At 71.0% G+C, this 26,410-nt stretch carries 24 protein-coding genes; 11 read left to right on the forward strand and 13 right to left on the reverse strand.

Annotation, left to right across the window (positions count from 1 at the left end):
* Positions 1-273 precede the first annotated feature (273 nt).
* Complete coding sequence (locus tag ACIQRL_RS26685; RefSeq protein ID WP_401336063.1) at positions 274-2,553, forward strand: M4 family metallopeptidase; 2,280 nt, start codon at positions 274-276, stop codon at positions 2,551-2,553.
* A 505-nt stretch (positions 2,554-3,058) separates the two neighbouring features.
* Positions 3,059-5,602 (forward strand): discoidin domain-containing protein, encoded by a 2,544-nt coding sequence (locus ACIQRL_RS26690; protein ID WP_401336066.1) that lies wholly within the window; start codon positions 3,059-3,061, stop codon positions 5,600-5,602.
* Positions 5,603-5,726: 124 nt separating this feature from the next.
* On the opposite strand, the gene ACIQRL_RS26695 is transcribed toward ACIQRL_RS26690, so the two are convergent.
* The 8 genes from ACIQRL_RS26695 to ACIQRL_RS26730 form a co-directional block, all read right to left on the reverse strand.
* The gene (locus ACIQRL_RS26695; protein WP_401336068.1) at positions 5,727-6,002 is read right to left on the reverse strand and encodes a hypothetical protein; all 276 of its coding nucleotides are present in this window, start codon (positions 6,000-6,002) and stop codon (positions 5,727-5,729) included.
* Positions 6,003-6,358: 356 nt separating this feature from the next.
* Complete coding sequence (locus ACIQRL_RS26700; RefSeq protein WP_401336474.1) at positions 6,359-7,222, reverse strand: Ppx/GppA phosphatase family protein; 864 nt, start codon at positions 7,220-7,222, stop codon at positions 6,359-6,361.
* A 279-nt stretch (positions 7,223-7,501) separates the two neighbouring features.
* Entirely contained in the window at positions 7,502-7,966 is a 465-nt protein-coding gene (locus tag ACIQRL_RS26705; protein ID WP_401336071.1) for an ATP-binding protein, read from the reverse strand.
* A 128-nt stretch (positions 7,967-8,094) separates the two neighbouring features.
* A complete protein-coding gene (locus ACIQRL_RS26710; protein ID WP_401336074.1) occupies positions 8,095-8,535 on the reverse strand; it encodes an OsmC family protein in 441 nt (146 codons plus the stop codon).
* 48 nt (positions 8,536-8,583) lie between these two features.
* Positions 8,584-9,261 (reverse strand): response regulator, encoded by a 678-nt coding sequence (locus ACIQRL_RS26715; RefSeq protein ID WP_401336077.1) that lies wholly within the window; start codon positions 9,259-9,261, stop codon positions 8,584-8,586.
* On the reverse strand, positions 9,258-10,616 hold the full coding sequence (locus tag ACIQRL_RS26720; protein WP_401336079.1) for a sensor histidine kinase: 1,359 nt from the start codon (positions 10,614-10,616) through the stop codon (positions 9,258-9,260). The genes ACIQRL_RS26715 and ACIQRL_RS26720 overlap by 4 nt, the downstream gene beginning before the upstream one ends.
* Positions 10,617-10,820: 204 nt before the next feature.
* Positions 10,821-11,669, reverse strand: coding sequence for an ABC transporter permease (locus ACIQRL_RS26725; RefSeq protein WP_401336082.1), 849 nt, complete (start codon positions 11,667-11,669; stop codon positions 10,821-10,823).
* Positions 11,666-12,601 carry an ATP-binding cassette domain-containing protein gene (locus ACIQRL_RS26730; RefSeq protein WP_401336085.1) on the reverse strand — a complete coding sequence of 312 codons (936 nt, stop codon included), beginning with the start codon at positions 12,599-12,601 and terminating at the stop codon, positions 11,666-11,668. Before ACIQRL_RS26730 ends, ACIQRL_RS26725 begins: the two co-directional genes overlap by 4 nt.
* Positions 12,602-12,974: 373 nt before the next feature.
* Between ACIQRL_RS26730 and ACIQRL_RS26735 the strand changes: the two genes are divergently transcribed.
* From ACIQRL_RS26735 to ACIQRL_RS26765, 7 genes are all read left to right on the forward strand, one after another.
* On the forward strand, positions 12,975-13,811 hold the full coding sequence (locus ACIQRL_RS26735; RefSeq protein WP_401336087.1) for a PP2C family protein-serine/threonine phosphatase: 837 nt from the start codon (positions 12,975-12,977) through the stop codon (positions 13,809-13,811).
* Positions 13,812-13,947: 136 nt separating this feature from the next.
* Positions 13,948-14,943 carry an MASE1 domain-containing protein gene (locus ACIQRL_RS26740; RefSeq protein ID WP_401336089.1) on the forward strand — a complete coding sequence of 332 codons (996 nt, stop codon included), beginning with the start codon at positions 13,948-13,950 and terminating at the stop codon, positions 14,941-14,943.
* Between the two features lie 441 nt (positions 14,944-15,384).
* The gene (gene pgm / locus ACIQRL_RS26745; RefSeq protein ID WP_401336092.1) at positions 15,385-17,025 is read left to right on the forward strand and encodes a phosphoglucomutase (alpha-D-glucose-1,6-bisphosphate-dependent); all 1,641 of its coding nucleotides are present in this window, start codon (positions 15,385-15,387) and stop codon (positions 17,023-17,025) included.
* 224 nt (positions 17,026-17,249) lie between these two features.
* Positions 17,250-17,717, forward strand: coding sequence for a DUF5990 family protein (locus ACIQRL_RS26750; protein WP_401336095.1), 468 nt, complete (start codon positions 17,250-17,252; stop codon positions 17,715-17,717).
* 163 nt (positions 17,718-17,880) lie between these two features.
* The gene (locus ACIQRL_RS26755; protein ID WP_401336098.1) at positions 17,881-18,912 is read left to right on the forward strand and encodes a medium chain dehydrogenase/reductase family protein; all 1,032 of its coding nucleotides are present in this window, start codon (positions 17,881-17,883) and stop codon (positions 18,910-18,912) included.
* A 94-nt stretch (positions 18,913-19,006) separates the two neighbouring features.
* A complete protein-coding gene (locus ACIQRL_RS26760; protein WP_401336100.1) occupies positions 19,007-19,585 on the forward strand; it encodes an ester cyclase in 579 nt (192 codons plus the stop codon).
* Between the two features lie 178 nt (positions 19,586-19,763).
* The gene (locus tag ACIQRL_RS26765) at positions 19,764-20,147 is read left to right on the forward strand and encodes a DUF2267 domain-containing protein (RefSeq protein ID WP_401336102.1); all 384 of its coding nucleotides are present in this window, start codon (positions 19,764-19,766) and stop codon (positions 20,145-20,147) included.
* 297 nt (positions 20,148-20,444) lie between these two features.
* On the opposite strand, the gene ACIQRL_RS26770 is transcribed toward ACIQRL_RS26765, so the two are convergent.
* Positions 20,445-20,777 carry a putative quinol monooxygenase gene (locus ACIQRL_RS26770; RefSeq protein ID WP_401336105.1) on the reverse strand — a complete coding sequence of 111 codons (333 nt, stop codon included), beginning with the start codon at positions 20,775-20,777 and terminating at the stop codon, positions 20,445-20,447.
* A 197-nt stretch (positions 20,778-20,974) separates the two neighbouring features.
* Between ACIQRL_RS26770 and ACIQRL_RS26775 the strand changes: the two genes are divergently transcribed.
* Entirely contained in the window at positions 20,975-21,619 is a 645-nt protein-coding gene (locus tag ACIQRL_RS26775; RefSeq protein WP_401336108.1) for a DUF2975 domain-containing protein, read from the forward strand.
* Between the two features lie 28 nt (positions 21,620-21,647).
* Entirely contained in the window at positions 21,648-21,875 is a 228-nt protein-coding gene (locus ACIQRL_RS26780) for a helix-turn-helix domain-containing protein (RefSeq protein ID WP_401336111.1), read from the forward strand.
* Positions 21,876-21,917: 42 nt separating this feature from the next.
* Here ACIQRL_RS26780 and ACIQRL_RS26785 read toward each other — a convergent pair whose 3' ends face one another.
* From ACIQRL_RS26785 to ACIQRL_RS26800, 4 genes are read right to left on the reverse strand one after another with little or no spacing between them, the layout of a single operon-like run.
* Positions 21,918-22,589 (reverse strand): VOC family protein, encoded by a 672-nt coding sequence (locus tag ACIQRL_RS26785; RefSeq protein WP_401336114.1) that lies wholly within the window; start codon positions 22,587-22,589, stop codon positions 21,918-21,920.
* Positions 22,590-22,645: 56 nt separating this feature from the next.
* Positions 22,646-23,458 (reverse strand): phosphatase PAP2 family protein, encoded by an 813-nt coding sequence (locus ACIQRL_RS26790; protein ID WP_401336116.1) that lies wholly within the window; start codon positions 23,456-23,458, stop codon positions 22,646-22,648.
* On the reverse strand, positions 23,459-24,412 hold the full coding sequence (locus ACIQRL_RS26795; protein WP_401336117.1) for a YihY/virulence factor BrkB family protein: 954 nt from the start codon (positions 24,410-24,412) through the stop codon (positions 23,459-23,461).
* A complete protein-coding gene (locus ACIQRL_RS26800; protein WP_401336120.1) occupies positions 24,413-26,155 on the reverse strand; it encodes a diacylglycerol kinase family protein in 1,743 nt (580 codons plus the stop codon).
* Between the last annotated feature and the right edge of the window lie 255 nt (positions 26,156-26,410).

A 26,410-nucleotide genomic window follows, 5' to 3' on the forward strand; every position in this document is an offset into this window, starting at 1 on the left:
CACGCCCCGCGCCCCTCATCACCGACCAGCGCACCCTCAACCTCACCCTCACCCTCACTCCCGCGGTCCGCATCCCTACGATCCGCACCCGCACGCTTCGCACGGTCACGATCCGCCCCCTCAGGATCCACGCGCCGCCGAGTCCGCGAGCGTCTTCGTGCGGTACTTCCTGCGGCGCTCCTTCCCGCCCGGCCCTCCGTGGACCGGCCGACCCCCTCGGTCCGGTTCGCCCAGGGTTCCATCCGGGCCAACCCCCCCGCAGAAGGAGACGACTTGAACCGGCAACACCTCTCCGTCCGCCGGCGCGGACGCGCCGCTGCCCTCGCCCTCACCACCGCGAGCTCGTTACTGGCCCTCGCCGTCCAGCCGGGCTCCGCGTCCGCCGCCGCTGACCCGGTTCCCGCCAGGAGCGCCGCGAAGATCGTCGCCCAGCCCCGGGCCGGTGCCGCCCAGGTCCCGCTGTCGCCCGCCAGGCGCACCGCCCTCGTCCGGAGCGCCGCGGCGGCGGTGGGTGCCACCGCGAAGCGGCTCGGCCTCGGCACGCGGGAGAAACTCGTCGTCAAGGACGTCGTCCAGGACGCGGACGGTACGACCCACACGCGGTACGAGCGCACCTTCGCGGGACTTCCGGTGGTCGGCGGCGACCTGGTCGAGCATCTGAGGAACGGCCGCAGCACGGTGTCCGAGGCCAGTCGGTCCACCATCACCGTGCCGAGCGTGAAGCCGAGGATCACCGCCGCCGACGCCTCGGCGAAGGCCCTCACGGTGGGCAGGAAGGCGGCCGTCGGGCGATCCCGGGCCGACGGGTCACCCCGGCTCGTCGTCTGGGCCGCTGGCGCCCACCCGGTCCTGGCCTGGGAGTCGGTCGTCGAGGGATTCCAGCGCGACGGCACACCGAGCGAGCTGCACGTCATCACCGACGCGGCCACCGGCAAGGTCGCCTCCCAGTACGAGGGTGTGGACACCGGCACGGGCACCGGCCAGTACGTGGGCACGGTGCCGCTCTCCACCACGCCGTCCGGATCGGCGTACCAACTGGTCGACGCGGACCGCGCCGGCCACCGCACCTACGACCTCAACCAGGGAACCTCCGGCACCGGAACCCTCTATTCGGATGACAACGATGTCTGGGGCGACGGCACCCAGGCCGACCGGCAGACCGCCGGCGTCGACGTCGCCTACGGAGCGGCGGCGACCTGGGACTACTACAAGGACGTCTTCGGCCGTAACGGCATCCGCAACGACGGTGTGGCCGCCTACAGTCGGGCCCACTACGGAAACAACTACGTCAACGCCTTCTGGTCCGACAGCTGCTTCTGCATGACCTACGGCGACGGCTCCGGCAACGCCAAGCCGCTGACGGCGCTGGACGTGGCGGCCCACGAGATGAGCCACGGCGTCACCAGCGCCACCGCGAACCTGACGTACTCGGGAGAGTCCGGCGGCCTCAACGAGGCGACGTCCGACATCTTCGCCGCGGCGGTGGAGTTCCACGCGAACCTGGCCTCCGACGTCCCCGACTACCTCGTCGGCGAGAAGATCGACATCCGCGGCAACGGCACACCGCTGCGCTACATGGACCAGCCCTCCAAGGACGGCTCCTCCCGCGACTACTGGGACTCGTCGCTGGGCGGCATCGACGTCCACTACTCCTCGGGACCGGCGAACCACTTCTTCTACCTGCTCTCCGAGGGGAGCGGTCCGAAGACCGTCAACGGCGTCTCGTACGACAGCCCGACCCACGACGGCCTCCCCGTGACCGGCATCGGCATCGAGAACGCGGCCCGGATCTGGTACCGCGCGCTGACGACGTACATGACGTCGACGACCGACTACGCCGGTGCGAGGGTCGCCACCCTCCAGGCCGCGGCCGATCTCTTCGGGGCCTACAGCGACACCTATCTCGCCGTGGCGGACGCCTGGGCGGGCATCAACGTCGGCGACCGCATCGCCCTGGGGGTCAACATCGCCCCGGTGGCCGACCAGACCTCCGGGGTCGGCCAGGAGGTGTCCCTCCAGGTGAACGCGTACACCACCAACACCGGCGCGAGCCTGACCTACGCGGCCACCGGCCTTCCTGATGGTCTGGTCATCAGTGACACCGGGCTGATCTCCGGGGTCCCGACCACCACGGGGACCAGCGACACGACGGTCACGGTGACCGACAGCACCGGCGCGGCCGTGTCCGTGGCCTTCCAGTGGCGGATCGCGTACATCTACGCCAACGGCACCCGTGTGGACATCCCCGACCTGGGTGCGGCGGTCGAGTCGCCCATCACGATCACCGGCCGGCCCGGCAACGCCTCGGCCACCACCGAGGTCTACGTCAACATCATCCACACCTACCGCGGTGATCTGAAGGTCGATCTGGTCGGCCCCGACGGCACCGTGTACTCGCTGCTGAACCGCAGCGGGGGTTCGGCCGACAACGTGGACCAGACGTTCACGGTGGACGCCTCGGCGCAGCCGGTCGAGGGTACTTGGAAGCTGCGCGTCCAGGACCTCGCGTCGATCGACGTGGGCTACATCCAGCAGTGGCGGATCACGCCCTGATCCAGCAGTGACCCGTGCCCGTCCGGCCCGCTTGCGCGGACCGGACGGGCTTGCTGTGCGCCGAGTGTCCGCGGGTGTCCGGCCGTTCCGACGGCCGGCGCCCCCGGACGCTCGGCTTCCGTGTTTCCGCGAACGCGGTTTGTGTCTTTCCGTGAACGTCGTTCGCGAGCCGGGCCGCCCGGGTGTCCCGCCCCCGTCGCCTCCTCGCGTGCCCTCCCGCGTCTTCAAGCCTTGACGGATCCGAGTGCCTTCCGGCCTGTCCGCGATCCTCTCCGTCCAGGTCAAACCCCCTGAAGCAGCCCATCAACGGGGCCCCCGCGCACACGAGTTGAAGAAACTCATGTCACGGGACTTGCCACCTTGATGGTTCATTACTTAAATCAAATCGTGAACTAAGAGCGCCGGAAGGCCAGTTCACAGTCATCCCCTCGAAAGCAGCTGTTTCCTCAGCTCCTGACCCAGTGTGTCCGCTCCGCTCGTCACCCCACCCGCATGGAGTCACGGCATGAAACTCAGAACCCTGGGTGTCGCGCTGGCCGCAATGGCCGCGCTCATCACCCTGCCCCTGCAGAGACCGGCCGCCGCGGCCGATCTCCCGCTGTCCCAGGGCAAGACGGCCACGTCCTCCTCGGACGAGAACGGCGGCACTCCCGCCGCCTACGCCGTCGACGGCGACACCGCCACCCGGTGGTCCTCGGCCGCCACGGACACCCAGTGGCTCCAGGTCGACCTCGGCGCCTCGGCCACGATCACCAAGGTCGTCCTCAACTGGGAGACCGCGTACGGCAGTGACTACCGCGTCCAGACCTCCCCGGACGGCAGTACCTGGACCGACATCAAGACGGTGACCGGCGGCGACGGGGGCACCGACAGCCTCGACGTCGCGGGGCAGGGCCGCTACGTACGGATGTACGGCGTCCACCGCGCGACCCAGTACGGCTACTCCCTCTGGGAGTTCCAGGTGTTCGGTACGAGCGGCGGCACCACGCCCACGACCTGCGACACGGCCAACGCGGCGCAGGGCAAGACGGCCACCGCCTCCTCCACCGAGAACGCGGCGAGCCCGGCCTCGGCCGCCTTCGACGGCAACACCGGAACGCGCTGGTCCAGCGCCTTCTCCGACCCGCAGTGGGTCCAGGTCGACCTGGGAGCCACCAGCGACCTGTGCCGGATCGACCTCAACTGGGAGGCGGCGTACGGCAAGGCCTTCCAGATCCAGGCCTCCACGGACGGTCAGAACTGGACCACCCTCAAGACCGTCACCGACGGCACCGGGGGCACGGCCTCCTACGACGTCTCCGGCCAGGGCCGCTACGTACGGATCTACGGGACGACCCGCGGCACCGCGTACGGGTACTCCCTGTGGGAGGTCGCCGTCCACACCGGTACGGGAAGCGGCGTCCCGCCCGTGCAGGGCGGCGGTGATCTCGGGCCCAACGTCATCGTCGTCGACCCCTCGACGCCCGATCTGCAGGCCAAGTTCGACCAGGTCTTCGCGCAGCAGGAGTCGAACCAGTTCGGCGCCGGCCGCTACCAGTTCCTGATGAAGCCCGGCACCTACAACGGCATCAACGCCCAACTCGGCTTCTACACCTCGGTGTCGGGCCTTGGTCTCAACCCCGACGACACCCACATCAACGGCGACATCACCGTCGACGCGGGCTGGTTCAACGGCAACGCCACCCAGAACTTCTGGCGTTCGGCGGAGAACCTGTCGATCACTCCCTCCAACGGCACCGACCGCTGGGCCGTGGCGCAGGCCGCCCCCTTCCGTCGCATCCACGTACAGGGCGGCCTCAACCTCTCCCCGAACGGCTACGGTTGGGCGTCCGGCGGCTACATCGCCGACTCCAAGATCGACGGCACGGTCGGCCCGTACTCGCAGCAGCAGTGGTACACCCGTGACAGTTCCGTCGGAGGCTGGACCAACGGCGTCTGGAACATGACGTTCACCGGAGTCCAGGGGGCGCCGGCGACGAACTTCGACTCCGGCCCGTACACCACCCTGGACACCACCCCGGTCTCCCGCGAGAAGCCCTTCCTCTACATGGACGGCAGCGCCTACAAGGTGTTCGTGCCCTCCAAGCGCACCAACGCCCGCGGCGTCTCGTGGCCCAACACGGCCGGTACGTCGATCCCGCTCGACCAGTTCTACGTCGTCAAGTCCGGCGCGACCGCGGCCACCATCAACGCGGCCCTCGCCCAGGGCCTCAACCTGCTGTTCACCCCGGGTGTCTACCACCTCGACCAGACCATCAACGTGACCCGGGCCAACACCGTCGTCCTCGGTCTCGGACTGGCGACCATCGTGCCGGACAACGGCATCGACGCCATGCACGTCGCGGACGTCGACGGAGTCAGGCTCGCCGGTTTCCTCATCGACGCCGGCCGCTCCAACTCCGACACCCTGCTCCAGATCGGTCCGGCGGGCTCCTCGGTGGACCACTCCGCCAACCCCACCACCATGCAGGACGTGTTCGTGCGGATCGGCGGTGCGGGCCCCGGCCTCGCCACCAACTCGGTCGTGGTCAACAGCGACGACGTCGTGATCGACCACACCTGGCTCTGGCGCGCCGACCACGGAGACGGGGTCGGCTGGGACACCAACCGCGCCGACTACGGCCTCGTGGTCAACGGTGACGACGTCCTGGCGACCGGCCTGTTCGTCGAACACTTCAACAAGTACGACGTGTTGTGGAACGGCGAGAACGGACGCACGATCTTCTTCCAGAACGAGAAGGCGTACGACGTGCCCAACGCCGCCGCCATCACCCATGACGGCATCGTCGGATACGCGGCCTACAAGGTCGCCGACTCCGTCGCCGTGCACGAGGCATGGGGTCTGGGAAGCTACTGCAACTTCACCACGGACCCGACGATCGTCCAGGCACACGGCTTCCAGGTCCCGGTGAAGACAGGGGTCAAGCTGCACGACATCCTGGTCATCTCCCTGGGTGGCAAGGGACAGTACGCCCACGTCGTCAACAACACCGGCGCGCCCACCTCGGGGACGGACACCGTTCCGTCGAAGGTCACGCAGTTCCCGTGATCCTGAACGGCGCCGACTGACATGAGTGCGGGTGCCGGCCTCCCCCTCGTCCGGGGGAGACCGGCACCCGTGCGTCGTTCGCGCCGGAGCACGCCTGCCCGGTGCCGGTCGTCCGGTCGTCCGCTCAGGCGGAGCGGTGTCCCGAGCGGGAGCCCGTCACGGACCCCATCGGGGTCTCCGCCGCGTCGAGCGGCATGTCGTGGTTCCGGGGCGTTTCCCGGTCGGGCGGCCCCGCCGGCTCCACGAGGGCGGCGTGGGCGAGGAGGCGACGCGCCAGTTCACGTGCCTCGGCGGGGGTGAGGGAGGCCCACACCCCGTGCTCGTCGCCCTGGTCGGGGCCCACGTCCAGCGTGACGCGGCCGATCAGCCGGCCCGGCGTGGCCAGCCGCAGCTCCTTCACGGAGATCCTGCGGCCGCAAGAGGTCACCAGGGGCAACTCACCCGTCCCGGTCCCCCGCACTCGCCGCTGTCCGGACGCCATCATCGCTCTCACGCCTTCCCACTGACAGAGCCGCCGGCCGGTCCACCGCACCCGGTTGGACTCCGCGCCCCGGCACCCACCGGGGTATTGAGGTCAGCGTCGAGTCGTACGGGTTTGTTCCCGGCCCGCGATCGTCGTGCGGCCGCGCAACCGCTCGCGCCGAGCCGCCCGTCGGGCCCGTGCTCCTCCAACGCGCGGTGCCGTACCCGCGTTTGACGGGACCAGGTGTCGCACACCGGTGCCGCGGGGGAATCCCAACGGGCTGATCGGCCGGGTCAGCGGTGAGTGGAACCCTTGGTGCGCAGGGCCCCGAGGCGCTCCAGGAGCAGACCTTCCCGGGTGGACCAGGGGGAGATCTCCACGCTGGTGGCCCGGCAGGCCTCCAGCAGGGCTTCCGCGACCAGCGCCCCGGCCAGGGACTGCCCGGCCCGGTGACGCGAGATGCCGGGCAGAAGACCGCGGTCGGCGGACCCGTTCTTGGCCAGCACGCCCACCGCGGCCCGCACCTCGTCCAGGGTCAGCCGCTGCGGCGCCCGGGAACGGCCGCGCCCGGCGGTGGTGTAGCGGGCGAGCTGGGTGAAGGTCTTGGAACAGGCCAGCACGCGCCCGTCCGGCTCGGCCCGCGGCAGGTCGGCCACCTCGGCCAGGCGGTCGCTCAGGTGGTCGCGCACCTCGGCGAGCCGTCGCTTCGAGGACACGGCCTCGTCCAGTCTCCAGGCGCGGGTGACCGTCCGGGCACCCAGCGGCAGGGAGAGGGCCGTTCGGGGCTGTTCGGACGTGCCGGACGCGATCTCCACGGTCCCGCCGCCGATGTCGAGCACCAGCAGGGAACCGGCCCGGGCGCCCGCCCAATGGCGTGCGGCCACATAGGCCAGCCGGGCCTCCTCCTCACCGGACAGCACCCGCAACCGGGTTCCGGTGGCGCGGGCCACCTGCGCGAGGACCTCCTCGCGATTGGGCGCGTCGCGGATCACCGACGTGGCGAACGCGTACACCTCCGGCAGGGACTCCCGGTCCTCGGCGAGTGTCTCGGCCACGGCCCGCTGCACACTGCGTACGCCCGACTTGCCCAGACGTCCCGTCGCGTCCAGCGTCTCGTGCAGTTGGAGCCGTACCTTTCGAGACAGCACCGGCTCCATGTCGACCCCGGCGCGTCGCCGCGCCACGGTGAGCAGAGCGCTGTGACATCCGACGTCTAGTACACCTGCCTGCCGCACTGTGTTAACCACCCGTTTCCCTGCCGAAAGAGAGCTGCGAACTCGTCATTGTCCCGCAAGCCGGCCGCAATGACGCGACACGATTTCGTTTCGGCTCTTCAGGCGCACTTCAGGGTGCCATGGCGACGCGGCGGGGCCGCCGCGGAGACTTCGCGCGCACCGGCGCGTTCCCCACTGTTGCCGGGGAGACGGAGCTCGGCGTCAGGTGACGGAGTGGCTCACATCACTGTTCGGCGTGTCGGCCAAGGTGACCACGGCGGTGATTCGTTTGCCGACGGGTTCCCGGTGCATCTCGAAGGCGTGACACACGGCCATGACGATTTCCAGCCCGTGCTGGCCGACCCGGCCCGCCTCGGCGGCCCTCGCCACCGGCAGGGTCGGCTCGGAATCCCACACGGTCGCCTTCACGGCGCCCTGGTCGACCTCCAGCGACAACAGGCAGGGCCCGGCCGCGTACTTCACCGCGTTGGTCACCAGTTCGCTGACGACCAGGGGCACCATGCCCATCACCCGTCCGGAGACGGGCAGTCCGGCGACCGCCTGCACCCGCGTCAGGAAGTCACGGGTGAACGCCCGCGCCTGGGCGATGCACGCGGAATCACCGTCGTACGCGACGGACGCCTCGATGAGTGCACCCCGCTGTTCCTGCTGTCCCGCTTCGCTCATCGGTTGGCCCATACGATCCGTCCCGCATCCACCCTCTTCGACGTTCGGCGTCTGCCCCGGAAACGCCGCTTCACTCCACCCGGTCCGTGTCTTCGTTCACCGGGCCGGGTGGACCGGTCCCGGCGCGGTCAGCCGTCGGCGATCGTCACGGTGACGGGAGTACCGGCCTCGACCGTGCGGCTGACCGTGCAGAGCCGGTCGTGGGAGGTCTTCACGGCCCGGGGGAGGATGGCGCGGGCACGGTCGCCGGGCTCGCCGTCCGGGAACGTCACGGAGAAGGTGACCGCGAGGTCGGTCAGCCGGTTTCCGGACTCGTCGGCGATCTTGTCGCCGGTCACGGTCAGGGTGAACCGCGAGGGCTCCACGTGGCGGCCGGTCGCGACATCGACATCGGCCGCGGTGCAGCCCCCGATGGCGGCCAGCAGCAACTCGACCGGGGTGAACGCGTTCTCCCCTTCGGGATCGGAGCCGGTGCCGAAGGCGATGGTCCCGCCGCGGGCGTTCGTCGCGGTGAAGCGCCCGGTGCCGGTCCGCTCCACGGTGACGAGACGCAGGTTGTTGTCGGTCATACCGCCGACCCTAAGGCGGCGCCGCACGCCGCGCCTCGCTCGCGGAGGTCAGTCGGGCGGGTTCGGGCGGACGACGCCGAGGTCGTAGGCGAGGATGACCGCCTGGACGCGGTCGCGGGCTCCGACCTTCGACAGGACGCGGCCGACATGGGTCTTGACGGTGGATTCCGCCACCACCAGGCGCTCGGCGATCTCGCTGTTGCTCCAGCCCTCGCCGATGGCGACGAAGATCTCGTACTCCCGCTCGGTGAGGGCGCGTACGCGGGTGTCGTCCTGCGGTTTTCCCGTCACCGGATCGTGGGGGAGGTGCTTGGCGTACGTGTCCAGGAGGCGGCGGGTCAGGGCGGGGGCGATCACCGCGTCGCCCGCGGCGACCGCGCGGATGCCGGCGAGCAGTTCCTCCGGATGGGCGTCCTTGAGGAGGAAACCGCTGGCTCCCGCGCGCAGAGCGGCGTAGGCGTACTCGTCCAGGTCGAACGTGGTCAGGATCAGGACGCGAGACCGGCCGCCGGACGCGACGACCCGGCGGGTGGCCTCGATGCCGTCCATGCCGGGCATCCGTACGTCCATGAGGATGACGTCCGGGCGGAGTTCGGCCGCCCTGCGGACGGCGTCGCCGCCGTGTGACGCCTCCCCGACGACATCGGTGTCCGGCGTGCTCTCCAGGAGCATGCGAAATCCGAGGCGCTGCAGCGGCTGGTCGTCGACGATGAGCACACTGGTCACGCCGCACCGCCCGCGGCGGCCGACGGAGCGAGGTCCGTCCCGTCCAGAGGGGTGAGGTCGAGGGTGGCCCGCAGCGTCCATCCGCCGTCGGGAGCGGGTCCCGCGACGACTGTCCCGTTGTAGAGGGCCGCGCGTTCTCTCATGCCGGGGATTCCGTGTCCTTCGTCGTCGTGCGGCCGGGAACGGGCGGTGCCGGTACCCGGGCCGGTGTCGTGGACGTCGATGTGCAGCAGGGTGTCCTCGACGCTCACCTTGAGATCGACGCGTGTCTCGGGGCCTCCGTGCTTGAGGGCGTTGGTGAGAGCCTCCTGGACGATGCGGTAGACGGCGAGCTGGACGCCTCGGTCCAGGGTGCCCAGTTCGCCACTGCTGCGGTGGACGACGCGCGGGCCGGCGGCCCGTATCCGCTCGCACAGGCCGTCGATGTCCCCGATGCCCGGCTGGGGGCTCAGCTCGGGTGTGGCGGGAGTCTGGGTCTGCTCGCGCAGGACGCCGAGCAGGCGGCGGAGTTCGCCGAGCGCCTGCCGCCCGGTGTCACCGATGAGCAGCAGGGCCTGCTTGCCGCGTTCCGGCGCGACGTCGGCCGCGTACGCGCCGCCGTCGGCGAGCGTGATGATGACGGAGAGGTTGTGACCGACGATGTCGTGCATCTCGCGGGCCACGCGGGTGCGTTCGGCGGCGGCGGCCAGCTTGCTGCGCTGGTCGCGTTCGACCTCCAGGCGGGTCGCGCGGTCCCGCAGGACGGCGAGCTGGCCGCGCCGGATCCGTACCGCCAGTCCGAGCGCGACGGCCGCCGTTATCGTGCTGAACAGGAAGAACAGCGCGTCCAGGACATGCACGTCGGACGGCAGGCGTACGGCGACCAGCCCCAGCGCGCCCGCCGTGACCGCGCAGGCCACGGGCAGCCGTCGCAGCTCCCCGTGGAGCACCAGGCTGTAGAGGGCGATCAGCACGGCGACGTCGGCGCGCAGCCACACGCCCAGCGCGAGCTGGAGGATGAACACCGCGGTGATCACGGCGAAGGCGAGGGAGGGCCTTCTGCGGCGCCACAGCAGAGGAAGGACCAGTCCGGCCTGCAGCGCGAGCGTCCCCGGCCAGGGCAGGTGGGTGAACCGAGTGTCGAACCCATGGTGTCCGCCGTCGTGGTCGTGCACCAGGTCGGGCAGGCAGAACAGCAGCGCCACGACGGCCGTCACCGCCGCGTCGAGGATCCACGGACGCTTCCGGTCGCCCTGCTTGAGCCGGCGGCCGAGTCGGGACAGCGCACGGGCCAGCGGGTGGTTCCACGGCAGGTCCGCCTCGGCGAACGGCCGGTCGTCCGTCTGGTCGAGCGGGGCGGTGTCGTCGATGTTCATGGGATTCACTGGTCCGCGCTCATGGGTCTCACCTGTCCATTGTGGGTCCGGCCGCGTCCTCGTACGCGCCTCCCCGTGTCCTCGTACGGGCGTCACCGCGTGGGTCCGTCGAGCTGTCCGGCCCCCGGTGCCCGGACGGCACGACACCGGACCGGGTGATCCGGTCGGGTGCCGTGCCGGTCGTGCGGGGCGGTGCGCGGTGCGTCAGGCGTCCGAGCGGACGAGACGGTAGGCGGCACCCGCGAGGGCGAGCACGGTCCAGCCGAGGAAGACCACGAGGCCGGCGGTGGGCGACAGGGTGGTCGAGTCGTGGGTCAGCGCGAACATCGACTCGCCCGCGTTGCTGGGCAGGTACGGGCTGATGTTGTCCTGCCACGAGCTGGGCAGCAGCGAGATCAGACCGGGCACCAGCATCAGCGAGGCGACCAGGACCGAGATGCCACCGGCGACCGAGCGGAGCAGGGCGCCCAGAGCGGTGCCGATCACGCCGACCAGACCGAGGTAGAGGCCCGCGCCCAGCAGGCTCCGGACCACGCCGGAGTGGGACATGGTGAGCGCCGCGGGCGTACCGGAGACGATGCCGCTGTCGATCGTGAACGCGACGAAGACACCGATGGTGGCGACGACGAGGGCGACCAGGCCGAACACCGAGGCCTTGGACCACAGCACCGGCAGGCGGCGCGGCACGGCGGCCAGCGTGGAACGGATCATGCCGGTCGAGTACTCACCCGCGGTGATCAGCACACCCAGCACGCCGAGGGCGAGCTGCGCGAAGTTCGTGCCGAACACGGAGAGGCTGAGCGCGGTGGCCGCGACGTCGTCGCGGTGCAGGGGGCGGCCGGAGTTCAGCTCGGACTTGTAGTGCGCGGCGGCGATCACGCCGAACGCGACGAGGAACAGCAGTCCGAGGCCGAGGGTGATCCACGTGGAGCGCAGCGACCACAGCTTCGCCCACTCGGAGCGCAGCACACGGCGGCCGGTGACCTTGTACGTCGGACGGGCCTCCCGCACCGGTGCGGGCGCGGGGCTGTCGGTGACGGTGACGGTGCTCATGCGGCCCTCCCGGAGGACTCGACGGTGGCGCTGGCGTGGTACTCGACAGCGTCGCGGGTCAGATCCATGAACGCCTCTTCGAGAGAGACGGTCCGGGAGCTGAGCTCGAACAGCGGGATGCCGTGCTCGGCGGCCTTGAGACCGATCGCGCGCGGGGTGAGGCCCGTCACCTGGAGCTCTTCGGATCCGGCCGAACCGGAGATCTCGACGCCGGGGCCGGCCAGGACCTCGCGCAGGCGGGCGGCCTGGTCGGTCGCCACGGTGACCGTGTCACCGCCGGCCTGCTGGATGAGCTCCCGCACGGTGGTGTCCGCCAGCAGCCGTCCTCGTCCGACGACGATCAGGTGGTCGGCGACCAGGGCCATCTCGCTCATCAGGTGCGAGGAGACGAAGACCGTACGACCGTCCGCCGCCAGCCCGGTGAGCAGGTTGCGGATCCACAGCACGCCCTCGGGGTCCAGTCCGTTGACCGGTTCGTCGAGCATGATGGTGGCCGGGTCGCCGAGCAGAGCCGCGGCGATGCCGAGGCGCTGGCCCATGCCGAGGGAGAAGGCGCCCGCGCGCTTCTTGGCCACCGTCTGGAGGCCGGTCAGCTCGATGACCTCCTCCACCCGGCGGCGCGGAATGCCGTGGGTGTAGGCCTGGGCCATGAGGTGGTCGAACGCGGACCGGCCCGGGTGGATCGACTTGGCCTCGAGCAGCGCGCCGACTTCCTGGAGGGGCGCGGTGTGCTGGGCGTAGTGCTTGCCGTTGACCGTGACGCTGCCACTGGACGGCGCGTCCAGGCCGACGATCATGCGCATGGTCGTGGACTTGCCTGCGCCGTTCGGGCCCAGGAAGCCGGTGACGGTACCGGGCTTCACGACGAAGTCCAGCTGGTCCACCGCCGTCTTCTCCCCGTACCGCTTCGTCAGCTGATGTGCCTCGATCATCGATGTTCCCTTACGTTCGGGGGCAGGCCCCCCACCTGACTGCTCACCCTCAACGCTAAGAGTCCATTTCCCCGGATCCGTGGCACCTGAGAGCTGGGTTGTCAGGAGGCCCGTAGTACTCCGGTATCACTCGGGTCGGGCGCTCGGATGACAGGCCGGGGAGAGCGGGCCGGGGAACCCGCGGAGCCACCGCCGCGCGCGACCGTCTGATACGGGACCACACGGGCGGGCGCGGCCCCAGGTAACCGCGTCCGCCCGGCGCCGGCGGCCGTGGGCGGCCGATGTCGGGTCCTGTCGACCAGGTGGCTATCATCCGATAGAGATGTGTTCTTAACATTTCCTTCATTTTGAGGCTTTCCTCCCGGGGTGGTCGATGTCCCGCAAGGCCCCGACGGGCGACGACGACGAGCTGCTGGCCAGGCTCGGGTCGCTGACCGCCCAGGCGCGTGAACGCGCGGAGTTCCAGCGCTCGCAGGTCGAACTGGCCATCGCGCTGCAACGCGGCATGCTCCCGGGGGACATGCCGTCCGCCCCGGGATTCGACGTGGCCGTCCAGTACGCGCCCGCCTGCTACGGGCTCAACGTGGGCGGGGACTGGTACGACGCCTTCAAACTGCCCGACGATCGCATCGGCCTGTCCATAGGCGACGTACAGGGCCACAACATCGAGGCCGCCGCGTTCATGGGGCAGGTCAGGGTCGGTCTGCGGGCGCTCGCCTCGGTCACCGGCGACCCGGGAGAACTCCTCGCCCGGACCAACGACCTCATCCTGTCGATCGGCACCGACCTCTTCGCGACCTGCACGTTCATCCGGCTCGACCCGGCCACCGGCGTGATGGAGAGCGCGCGCGCCGGACACATACCCTGCGTCTGGGCGACGGCGGACGGGAAATCCGGCATCACCGAGGACGAGGGAGGACCACCGCTCGGCATCGAGGCGGGCGTGCGGTACCCCGTGACACGGCACCGCCTCACCACCGGGGGAGTCTTCGTGCTGCTGACCGACGGCGTCGTGGAGGGACCTTCGATGAACGTCGACGAGGGCCTGGACCAGGTCGTCCGGCTCGCCGGCATCGCCGCCGTCGCCGGCCTGTCGGCCGGTTCGCTGGCCGCCGCGGTGATCAGGGGCGCCGAGCGGGTGGGACACGAGGACGACGCGGCCGTACTCGTGGTCGGCCACGGCGCGCCCACCCTCCGGCCCCCCGGGTAGGCACCCACGGCCAGGGCCTCGGCTACGCACACCTTCCGGGCCCCCCGGGACCCGAACACCTTCAGGGCCCAGTCCGGCTCCAGGACAGGATGCCGCTCGCCTCGCCGAGCGGGCCCCGGCGGTGTCTGATGGCTCTGTGGTGGCTACACACGAGCTGCGCCGACCAGCCGTCGTCGCTCTTGAGACGCTGGTGATCGCCGCCTGCTACTACGGGGCAGGGCGGCTGGGACTCCTGCGGCGGCTCTCCGTCGAGGGAGCGGTGTTCACACCCATCTGGCCGCCCACCGGCGTGGCCGTCGCCGCCCTGCTGTTCCTGGGGATCAGATCGTGGCTCGGGATCGCGATCGGAGCCCTGCTCGTCGTCCTGTCCCTCTCCTCGTTCTCCACGTTCCAGCCCTCCACGATAGGCATCGTCGCGGGCAACACCGTCGCCCCGATCTGCGCCTATTTCCTGCTGCGCGGGGTGCGTTTCCGCTCCGATCTCAGCCGATTGCGCGACGGTCTCGCCCTGGTGTTCCTGGCGGCCCTGGGCAGCATGATGATCAGCGCGACGGCGGACGTCGGCCTGCTGGTGATCACGGACAAACTCGACCCGGACGGCTTCTGGGCGGTCTGGCTCGCGTGGTGGGTGGGTGACGCGATGGGAGTCCTGCTCGTCACCCCGGTCCTTCTGATGCTGTACGCCGTACGGCCCCCGGTGAGCCTGGCGCGATGGAAGGAGGCCGTCGTACTCCTGGTCGCGGTCTGCGTCCTGGTGCCGCTCGCCACGCGCAGCTCCATCAGCCTGCTGTTCCTCATCTACCCGCTGCTGATCTGGGCGGCACTGCGTTTCGAGCTCCCGGGCAGCCTGGCGTGCGCCCTCTTCGCCTCCGTCATGGCCACGGTGGCGGCCACGGAGGAGGTCGGCCCGTTCGACCGGATGAGCCATACCGAGATCATGATCAAGCTGCAGGCCTTCAACGGAACCATGGCCCTGACCGCGCTGCTCCTGTCCGCCGTGATCACCGAACAGCGCAACACCAGACGCTCCGTGGAACTGGCCTGCCAGGAGCTGGTGCAGGTCCTTGAACACCTGACCGCCGGGAAGCCCACGACCAGGCCGCCGCCCGTGGACGAGGACGGCCTGAGCTGACGGCAGGGGAGGGCCGAGGGGTGGATTCCGGCGTCCCGGGGCGTTCACGTCGTCGGCCACGTCGTCGTCCACGTCCGCATCGCCCTCCATGTCGCCTGCGCCTGCGCCTGCGCCTGCGCCTGCACCTGCGCCGGCGTGGTCGTGGTCGTGGGGGGGCCCCGGCCCCCCCCCCCCCCCGGGGGGCGGGGGGGACCACCCCCCGCGCACCACCCCAGTGGTGGGGGGGGCCCCTTCCCCACCCGCGGGCGGGGCGGGCGGGCGGGCCCGCGGGCCCCGTGGGGGGGGGGGGGGGGGGGGGGGGGGGGGGGGGGGGGGGGGGGGGGGGGGGGGGGCCGGGGGGGGGGGGGGGGGGGGGGGGGGGGGCCCCCCCCCCCCCCCCCACGCCCGGTGGGGAAGGATGAGACCACCAGCGAAGAACCACCGATGTGGAGGTGCGGGCACATGCAGCACGAGCGAGCGGGCCGGCCGGCCGGCCCCGAGGACCTCGTCGACGTAGCCCGGTTGGTCACCGCGTACTACGCGCTCCACCCCGACCCGGCCGAGCCCGGCCAGCGCGTCGCCTTCGGTACGTCCGGACACCGCGGTTCGTCCCTGGCGACCGCGTTCAACGAGGACCACATCGCCGCGACGAGCCAGGCCATCTGCGAGTACCGCGACGGTCAGGGCATCGACGGCCCGCTCTTCCTGGGCGCCGACAGCCACGCGCTCTCGGAGCCGGCGAAGGTCACCGCCCTGGAGGTGTTCGCGGCCAACGACGTGACGGTGCTCCTCGACAGCGCGGACGGCTACACGCCCACTCCGGCGGTCTCGCACGCCATCCTCACCTACAACCGCGGACGGTCCTCGGGCCTGGCGGACGGTGTGGTGGTCACGCCCTCCCACAACCCGCCGGCCGACGGCGGCTTCAAGTACAACCCGCCGAACGGCGGTCCGGCGGGCTCCGAGGCGACCTCCTGGATCCAGGACCGGGCCAACGAACTCATCAGGGACGGCCTCAAGGACGTACGACGCGTCACCTACGCCAGGGCGCTCGCCGCTCCCGGCACCGGCCGCTACGACTTCCTCGGCACCTATGTGGCCGATCTGCCGCAGGTGCTGGATCTGGACGCGATCCGCGCGGCCGGTGTGCGTATCGGCGCCGACCCCCTGGGCGGGGCCTCGGTCGCCTACTGGGGGCGCATCGCCGAGCAGCACGCGCTCGACCTGACCGTGGTCAACCCGCTCACCGATCCCACCTGGCGGTTCATGACGCTGGACTGGGACGGCAAGATCCGGATGGACTGCTCCTCGCCCTACGCGATGGCCTCGCTCATCGAGCGGCGCGACCGTTTCCAGATCTCCACGGGCAACGACGCCGACGCCGACCGCCACGGGATCGTCACCCCGGACGCCGGACTCATGAACCCCAACCACTATCTCGCCGTCGCCATCGCCTACCTCTACTCCCACCGGGACCGGTGGCCGGCGGACACCGGGATCGGCAAGACCCTGGTGTCGTCCGGCATGATCGACCGGGTCGCCGCCGACCTCGGTCGTCGGCTGGTCGAGGTGCCCGTCGGGTTCAAGTGGTTCGTGGACGGGCTGGTCGACGGCTCCCTCGGGTTCGGCGGGGAGGAGTCGGCGGGCGCCTCGTTCCTGCGTCGCGACGGCTCGGTCTGGACCACCGACAAGGACGGCATCATCCTGGCCCTGCTCGCCTCCGAGATCACGGGGGTGACCGGGAAGACGCCCTCCGAGCACTACGCCGGGCTCACCGCGCGCTTCGGCGAACCCGCCTACGAGCGCATCGACGCCCCGGCGTCCCGCGACGAGAAAGCCCTCCTCGCCAAGCTTTCGCCCGCCCAGATCACCACGGACACCCTCGCCGGGGAAGCGGTCACCGCGGTCCTCACCGAGGCCCCGGGCAACGGCGCGCCCATCGGCGGCATCAAGGTGACCACGGAGAGCGCCTGGTTCGCGGCCCGGCCGTCCGGTACCGAGGACGTCTACAAGATCTACGCGGAGTCCTTCCGCGGAACCGATCACCTTCGCCAGGTGCAGGACGAGGCGAAGGCGGTGGTCTCGGCGGCACTGTCCGGCTGAGACCGGGCCACCGGCGCCGAGGTCCCCGCGACCCGGCGCCGGCACCCTTCGGCGGCGGGGCACCCGGCGTCCGCCGCCTGGCTCCGGCGTGTTCGGCGTCGAGTTCTCGGGTGTTCGGCGCCGAGCTCCGGGGTCCCCGGTGTGGTGTCTGTGGCGCGGCGCTCGATGGGTGGGCGCGTCCCGAGGATCTCGCCGCCGGGCGGTTCGGCGGCATGATGGCCCGCATGCGCATCCGTATCGACGCCACTGACCTGCCCGGCCTCACGTGCCCGGCCCCCGAGGGCCGCACCGTCTCGGCGTACGACAACATCCACGTGGCGGTGCAACGCCGCGACCGCCCGGCCGAACTGCTCGATCCCCAGCCGGGAGACGGAGCGTCCGCGACCTGGACCCTCGAATGCACGGCGACTTCCTCGCCCACGGGTGTCGAGGTGAAGGGTCCCTACGTGCAGGACCGCCTGGGCCACCGGTTCATCTATCTGTCCTGGGGCACCGTCGACGATACGGGCGTCTTCAGCATGTTCCGCCGGGCCAAGCTCATGATCGACGCCGTCCCCACCGACGTACTCGCCGAGGCCGCGCGCGAGGGACTCCTCGTCGGGCGTCTGGGGCTGACCGACGCGGGCGGCAACCCGCGGTGCGCCCGTGTCGTGCCGCCGGAGATCGAGTGGACCGCCGAATCCGTCGCGTAGGCCCCGCCTCACCGCCGGCAAGGCGACGGCGCGCTCGTCCGGCCCCTCGACGCTCGTCGTAGTTAGAACCTATAACGAAAACTCTTGACGTTCACGCCCGCGAGTTATAGCTTCTAACTAAAGCGATAGTAGATAACTCGCGCGGAGTGCAGTGGAGGTCGTCATGAACGCCGAAGGACTCGTCGAGATCGTCCTGCCGGGCAAGGTGGAGCCGGAAGGGCTGGAGATCCGGCACGGCGCGGTCCCCGTCGCCGGCCCCGGCCAGGTCGTGATCCGGATGGAGGCGACCGGCGTCTCCTTCGCCGAGCAGCAGATGCGCCGCGGGCGGTACTACGACCAGCCGCCGTTCCCCTTCGTGCCCGGCTACGACCTGGTCGGTACGGTTCTCACCACCGGCCGGGGCGTCGACCCGGGGCTGGCCGGCAGCCGGGTGGCCGCACTGGTCAAGGTCGGCGGCTGGGCCAGTCACGTGTGCGTGGACGCGGCGGACGTGGTGAAGGTGCCGGACGGCATCGGGGCGGCGGAGGCGGAGACCGTGGTCGTCAACGGCATCACCGCCTGGCAGATGCTGCACCGCAAGGCGCGGGTCCGGGCCGGGCAGACCGTCCTCGTGCACGGTGCCAACGGCGGAGTCGGCTCGGTCCTCGTCCAGCTCGCGCACGCCGCGGGCGCGAAGGTGATCGGTACGGCCTCCGCACGGCACCACGACGCCCTGCGGGCCCGGGGCGTCACCCCCGTCGACTATCGCACCGAGGACGTCCCGGCACGTGTGCGAGAACTCGCCCCCCGTGGGGTCGACGCCGTCTTCGACCACGTCGGAGGCCCCAGCGCCGTCGACTCCTGGCGCCTGCTCGCCCCCGGGGGCACCCTCGTCGCCTACGGCAGCGCCTCCACCCGCGACGACGCGGGGTCCAAGCAGGGGCCCGTACTCAAGCTCCTCGGCCGGGTGTGGCTGTGGAACGCCCTGCCCAACGGCCGCCACGCCTACTTCTTCAATGTCTGGGCGGGCCGGGCCCTGTCCAAGAACCGCTTCCGGGCCCGGCTGCGCGCCGATCTCGCGCAGGTCTTCACCGCCCTCCAGCGCGGTGACGTCACCGCCCAGATCGCCGCCCGACTGCCGCTGACCCAGGCCGCCGAGGCCCTGCGGCTGGCCGAGTCCGGCACCGTCGCCGGAAAGGTCGTCCTCCATCCGTAGGCCCGGACCACGACACCCCTGGCCGCGGTCATCCCCCTTCGCATCCCTCCCTTCACATCCCTTCCTCCTCCTCCCCGAAACGCGAGGACCTGCCATGACCGACACCCGCACCATGCCGCCGCGCCGCCGGATGCTCCTGCTCGTCCCCGCCGCGCTCACCGCCGTCGGCCTCACCGCGGCGACGGCCGCGGCGGACACCTCGACGACCCACCCGTCCGCGGGGACGGCCTCGGGCGCGGGCCGTCGAAGGACCGCCCGCAAGCCGAGGGCCCTGCTCGACGCGTGGCTGCGCCTCTGGAACGGCGCCTACGCCCAGGCTCCCGGCATCATCGCGCCCGACTTCCGCGTCCATGCGGCCCTCCTCGACGGCGGTGACGGCAGCGCCATCAGGGGTGCCGAGGGCCTCGTGTCCTGGATCGGGCAGACCCGTGCCGCGTTCCCGGACCTGCGCTTCGCGATACAGGTCCCTCCGCTGGTGGACGGCCGGTACATGTCCGTGCGGTGGACGGCCACCGGCACCTACGCCGGCGGCTTCCCGGGTGCCGAGGCGGCCACAGGCACCGAGGTCGATTTCACCGGCACCGACACCCTCCGCGTCCGCGACGGCAGGTTCGTCGAGTACTGGGTCAATTCCGACACCTCGCGGCTGCTCGCCCAGCTCAAGGTCCGCTGAACGACGCCCCCTGTCCGCGGTGCTCGTGCACGGGCCCCACGGCTTGGCCGCGCGGGCCCGGCACCCGCGTGTCAGTGTGGATTCAGGGCCGCGTGGCCGCGAGATCACCAGGACTTCGGGCGCCAGGCCCTCAGACCGCCGAGCCGTCGGACCGACGAGGCAGAAAAGGAGACAGCGCGTGGAGGAGAGGGAATTCATCCAAGCGGTGTCGGAGCGCACGGGCCTGTCGCGACAGGAGTCGGCCGATCTGACCCGTGCCACGCTGGAGACGCTCGCCCACCGGCTGAGCGGGAGCAAGGACCGCGCCTTGGCGCTGGAACTCCCGGCGGGCCTGGCCGAAGCGGTCCAGCGAGGTGCCACCTCGGCCATCGAGGTCTTCGGCTACGACGAGACCGTACGGCGTGTCGCCGAACGGAACATGCTCAAGAAGGACGAGGCCGACAGCGGCGTCCGGGCCGTGCTCGTGACGCTGCGCGAGGCGATCAGCGAGAAGGAGTTCGGCAACATGATGTCGCAGCTCGGAGCCGAGTTCTCCAACCCGGTCGAGGAATTCGTCGGCTGACTCGCCGGCTCTGCCCGCGGGGACAGGATCCAGGGAACTCCGATCCAGCGTCCGGCAAAGGCGAACTCTTTCCCGCTTCGACCCTCTTTCCCGCTTCGAGACGGACGGCCTCTCGGGCCCGCGTCTCGATTCCCCGGCGTCTTCCGTCCCACCAGGGTGTCACCGTGTCCCTCGACACCCTGGTGGGACCGCTCTCGTCCTGCGGTCTCGATCAACTGGCCCGCCCGTGCGCCGTGTTGGGGGAGCGCGATCGTTTCGCGGCCGTCGACCCGGGGTGCGCGAGACGTGACTCGGCCTCTAGGGCTGCTCCTCGACGGCCATCTCGCCCAGGAGGGACCAGTCGTCCTGAGGGATCTTCACGTTCACGATGCGCGGAGTCGCGACCAGGTGGCCGGGCAGGCTCTGCTGGGCGGCCTTGAAGTGCGCGGACTGGACGTGTGACGCACCGGCCTCGTCGTCCCGGAAGGCCTCGACGAGGACGTACTCCGTCGGATCGTCGAGACTCCGCGACCAGTCGAACCAGAGACAGCCGGGCTCGGCGCGGGTGGCGGCGGTGAAGTCGGCGGTGATCTCCGGCCACTTCTCCGCGTCTTCGGGGCGGACGCTGAACTTGACGGTAATGAAGATCATGAAAGCTCCTCCGGGTCTGTGTCGAGCCATTCTCTGCCGTCCACGCCGGTTGAACACCATGGGCCCGTAGGCCGACCGGGGGACCTCCACGAGGGCATGTCCGGTCGACGCGATGTCCACGGTCGATCGGTGTTGCCGACGCCCGCCTCGCTCTGTATCGTTTTTCGATAACATCGATAATCGATACGGGGGACGTCATGGCAACGGTACGCAATCCGCTGGAGCCGATGTCGAGCGCGGTCCGGGGCATCGTGACGCTGCTCGCGGTGCTGATGCTCGCGAGCGTGCTCGGCATGTTCGTGGACGGTCTGGGCGTGCACGTCCTCGGCATCGGCGACAAGCCCGTCTGCGTGACGGACGCGTCCTCGACGACGAGCGGCGATGCGTCTCCCATGGAGTTCAAGGCCGCACCGGGGGCCTTGGCAGGCCTGGACGCCCACACGAGATACTGCACCGACGACCCCACCACGGCGCAGAGTCTGCTCCACACCGCGAACCTGGTTCCCTCCTTCGTCTTCACCCTCGGAGCGCTCCTGCTCGTTCTCCGGCTGATCCGGGGTGCGGAGCGCGAGGGCCTGTACACCGCACGGACAGCCGGGCGACTGCGCGGGCTGGGCTGGTGGCTGCTGGCCGGGAGCGTGCTCGCCGCGATCGCGGAGTCGGTGACCGAGAAGGCTCTCGTCGATTCTCTGAGCAGGGGCGGCGACGTCAGCGCTCTCACCGGGCTGATCTCGTGGAACGGTCCCTACATGGCGATACTCACCGGCCTCGGCGTCCTCTCCTTCGCGCGGGTCATGCGCGTCGGCATCACCATGCGCGAAGACCTCGACGGAACGGTCTGATGCCAGTGGACAAGGACGGAACGCTCTGATGCCCGAGGACAAGGAGGAGCACGCGATCGAGGTCCATCTCGACCGCCTGCTCGAAGAACGCGGGATGACCTTGGCCGAACTCGCCGATCGGGTCGGTGTCACTCATGTGAACCTGTCGATCCTGAAGAACGGCCGGGCGAGAGCCGTACGGTTCACCACGCTGACCCGGCTCTGCGAGGTGCTGGAGTGCCAGCCGGGCGATCTCCTCAGTCATCGCCAGCACTGAGCGCGGGGGCCCCGCGAGGGCCCCGTCCGGTGGGGGAGTTCCCTAATCGCGATCGACCGCCGTGCAGACACAGACCCTGTTTCCCTCCGGGTCGGCGAGCACGATGTACGACGGGGAGTGGGAGTCGTCGACCACTGTGCCCCCGGCGGCGAGGGCGGCCCCGATGCGCGTCAGCGCCGCCTCGGGGGCCAGCCACAGATCCAGGTGCCAGCGCTGGCGCGGGGTCCTGTGGGCATCGGTCCCTTGGAACCACACGCTGGGGACACGGTTCGTCGGGTCGAAGGCCGTGTCGTACACCGTGTTGTCGGCGTCTCCAGTGAGCAGCGCCGCCCAGAAGGGGCCTGCCACCGTGTCGTCCGCGGTGTCCAGGGCGATTTCCAGCTGGGCCACCTCGTCAGGGGCAGCCGTCAGCCCGTGTTCGCGTGCGAGCGCCGAGATGACGCGAGCCAGCTCCAGATCCTTCGGGGTGACCCAGCGGGCACCCTTTTCGTCGACGCTGAACAGGCTCACGTCGACGAGACCGGGCCCGAGCCTGATCTCCGGTACGTCATGTCCGGCGGTGACCGACGCCTGTGCGACCGCGCCCACGAAAGCGGCCCCCGAGACCGTATCGGTGGCCCGGTAGCGGGCGGCGAGGGGCTGAGCGAGCTTGCGCCAGTCGTTCAACCCCTGAGCGATCGATTCAAGAATGTCGCGGTTGCTGACCTTGTCCATGCGCCCAGGATTCCAGGCCGTCCCGGTGCCGAGAACCAAGGCGCCCGAGCGAACCGTCATGTGATGGGCCGTTCGCGTTCCCCTTGTCCGCCGGATGCCCCGGGTTCGGGCCGTTCGTCGGTGAGTTCGGGCTCCAGGCCTTCGCCGACGGCGGCAGGGGGCCTCCCCGCGTCGGCCCGCCAGGCTTCGAACGCCCAGGCGGTGAGGGCGACGACGGCCAGGCCGAGCAGCCAGCCGCCCAGCACATCGCTGAACCAGTGAACGCCCAGCGCGACGCGGGTGAAGCCGACCCCGACGACGGAGAGCACCGCGGCGTACCAGCAGAGCACTCGCCGGGAGCGCGGCACCATGGGCAGCAGGACCAGCAAGAGGATGGCGAACGAGGTGGTGGCGGTCATCGCGTGGCCCGACGGGAAGGAGAACCCGGGGGCCCGTGCCACCGGATCCTCCAGCGACGGACGTGCCCGCTCGACGACCGTCTTGACCAGGAGCCCGATGAACCCGCCGGCCACGGCTGTCACCGCGGACCAGGCGGCCAGACGCCATGCCCGGCGGTACAGCAGCCAGACGGTCAGCAGCGCGACAGCCACGCGCAAGGTGAGCGGATCCCAGACCCGGTCGGAGAGGAAGCGCAGCGCACTCGTCCAGGCGGGATGCTCCAGGGCGATCCCGTGCAGCCGCCCGGCAGCGCCCGCGTCCAGCCGGCGCAGGGGCCGCCACTGTCCTTCGACGAGGACGAGGAGCAGACCGAAGGGCACCGCGGCGATCGCCGCCACCACGGCCGAGCCGAGCAGCCGGGCGCCGAATCGGCGGTCGGCCGCCCGACGACGACGGTCCAGCAGACTCCGGACCGCGACGCGCGCCGCCACTCAGACTCCCGGATCAGAGCGGATCGGACCGGGGCGCCGGGCGCGTGAAGCCTCCAACTGCGCAGCGAAGGACAGTCCCAGGAACAGGGCGATCGAGGTCAAGTAGGCCCAGAGCAGCAGCGACATGAAGGCGCTGAGGGGGCCGTAGACCGTGTCGAAGGAACCGCTGATCCCGAGGTAGAGGCTCAACAGCCAGGTCAGCGCCGTCCAGAGCACCAGATACACGGCGGCGCCGAAGGCCAGCCAGGTGTATCCAGGTTGCCGGCGGCGGGGCGAACGACGGAAGATCGCGCTGGCCGAGATGAGGGCCAGGAGCAGCCCGGAGGGCCAACGCAGCATGTCCCAGGCGGTCTTGGCGCCTCCGTCGAGGTGGTAGACGGTCACGACCGCGGACGCCAGGTCGCCGCCGGCCACCATCAGGACGAATCCGAGGCCGAGCGGGATTCCCGCGCTGACGGCCATCACCAGGCCGCGCAGATACTTCCGGTGGAAGACGCGGTCGCGCTCGTTACCGTAGATCCGGTTGGCACCGCGCTCTATCTGGCACATCGCGGTGGTCACGTTGACCAGGGAGAAGGCCAGACCGAACCACAGGGCGACCTGTGCCCCGTCGCCCGCCGTGTGCCGGCTGCGGCGCAGCGCGTCGTCGACGACGTCGGCGCTCGGGCCCGCGGCTATCCGGCGGATCGTCAGTTCGGCGACTCTGCCGATGTCCTCGGTGTGCAGGGCCGAGGAGAGACCCACGAACGCGATGGCGAGCGGGATCAGGGCCAGGACGGTCTGCAGGGCGAGCGCACGGGAGTGGCTGAACCCGTCGGCGTAGCGGAACCGGATGAACGCGTCGCGCAGCAGGGGCCAGCCGCCGTAGCGGCGCAGGGACGCCAGTGCCTCGTCGGCGGAGAGCTCGTCTCCCGTCATGGCGCGGGTCTCGGGGACCTTCGTCGCGGTACCCATTCACTTCTCCCGGGAGGGCAGCAGGACGGTCAGCGCGCCGGGCTCGACCTCGGCGGTGAGGCGCCGGCCGGGGCCCACCGGATCCCCGTCGAGTTCCCGGGACTGCGGGGTGGCGAAGGTGAGTTCGGCACGCCGGAAGGTGAAGAACTCGACGGGGACCTTGTTCTGGTCGTCGCCCTCGGTCGCGAGGGTGTGCAGGGTGGACGGCCGGGGCGCCTCGGAGCGGCCGCGCAGGAGTGTCCGCACGGCGCGCAGCCAGCCGACGGGGCCGCGGGGATCGAGGACCAGGAGGTCGAGCAGCCCGTCGTCGGGACGGGCGGCGGGCAGGAGGGTCATCCCGCCCTGTACGGTTCCGACGTTGCCGACGAGCACCATACGGGCCGTGCGGCGCATGGCGGGGGAGCCGTCCAGCCGGATCGTCACCCGCATACGGGGTATGCGCAGCGTCCCGATCCCGGCCAGGGCGTAGGCCGGCCAGCCCAGGTGGGCCTTGGCGCGCGGGTCGGTGTGCTCCATCATCGCGGCGTCGAGGCCGGCCCCGGCCATCGCGGCGAACCGGGTGGCGGTCAGGCCGTCGCCCTCGATGCTTCCGAGGTCGAGCCGGTGCGGACTCCCTCCCAGCGCGGCGTCGAGCGCGGCGGTGGGGGAGAGCGGCAGGCCGAGGTTGCGAGCGAGCAGGTTGCCGGTGCCGCAGGGGACGATGGCCAGGGGAACACCGCTGTCGACCAGGGCGTCGGCGACCGTGCGGACGGTCCCGTCCCCTCCGCAGACCACGACGAGCGTCGCGCCCTCGCGGACCGCGCGGGCCGTCTGTCCAGCCCCGGGGTCGTCCGCGGTGGTCTCCAGGAACACGGGGCCGCGGTGGCCGTGGCGTTCAAGGATGCGCCGCAGATCGTCCCGCGTGGCCTCGTCGGTCACCGTGGGATTGAGGATCACGGCGGTGGTGCCGGGCCGGCGCTCATCGACGGTCCGTGCGGCGGGGATGCCGCCCGCGGACGGCGCGGCGGCCACGGACCGGTCGACGAGCAGCGCGCGGCCCACGATCAGCAGGGACAGCCCGCCGTTGGCGAGGCCCCCCAGGACGTCCGTGGGGTGATGCATGCCACGGTAGAGCCGGGCGGCGCCCACGATCAGCGGCAGGAGCAGCAGCAGTCCGGCCACGACCCTGCGCCACGGCCCGCGCGTCCGGGACAGCGCGACCACCGCCAGACCGGCGTAGAGCGCGGTGGCAGCCCCGGTGTGTCCGGAGGTGTAACTGGAGGTGGGCGGCGAGGCGTCGAGGCGGTCCACGTCCGGCCGGTTCCGGTCCACCGACTCGGTGATGGCCAGGAAGACCAGCGACTGGAGCGACACGGCGACGGCGAGGAAGATCGCCTGGCGCCACATCGGCAGACGGGGCAGCAGGAGCAGGCCCAGGCAGGTCAGAAGCGTGACGGCGATGACCGTGAGGGTGTTGCCGGCTTCCGAGGCGATGGACGACAACGTGGTGAGCGTGCCGGTGCGGGCTCGTTCGAGGGACTCATTCACGCTGTCCTCGGCCGTCAGCGGCCATAGCCCGCGGGCGGGACCGGTGATCAGGAGTCCGATGCCCACCAGGAACGCCGCCTGGCACGCGGTCAGCGCAGCGATGCGCGCGGTGGTCCGGCCGGTGCCCCGGGGCAGTGCGAACGAGCGGGCGGAGCCCATGGCTTCGGTTCGCCTGCCGGACGTTCCGGCGGTTCTGTCCGGTACGGCGGTCGGCATCGGTGACTCCAGGGGCAGCGCGGTGCGGTCGGCTTGCGCCCGGGCCGCGCTTCCTCCCGGGTCCACTGCCGGTTGCCCCGGAACGCCTCGGACAGGCCTGTCACGGTGTGGAATTGGGCGACAGCCCCGCTACGAGCGGATGCGCCGCTGCCGGCCGCTGATCCGGGTGAGCGGCTCTGCGCCCCCGGCGACGGGAGTCCGACCGGGTCGCACGCCCTACGGGAGAGGCTGATGTGTGGACCGGGCCGGCCCCAG

This window comes from Streptomyces sp. NPDC091209, from assembly GCF_044757755.1.
In the GTDB taxonomy this organism is placed as follows: domain Bacteria; phylum Actinomycetota; class Actinomycetes; order Streptomycetales; family Streptomycetaceae; genus Streptomyces.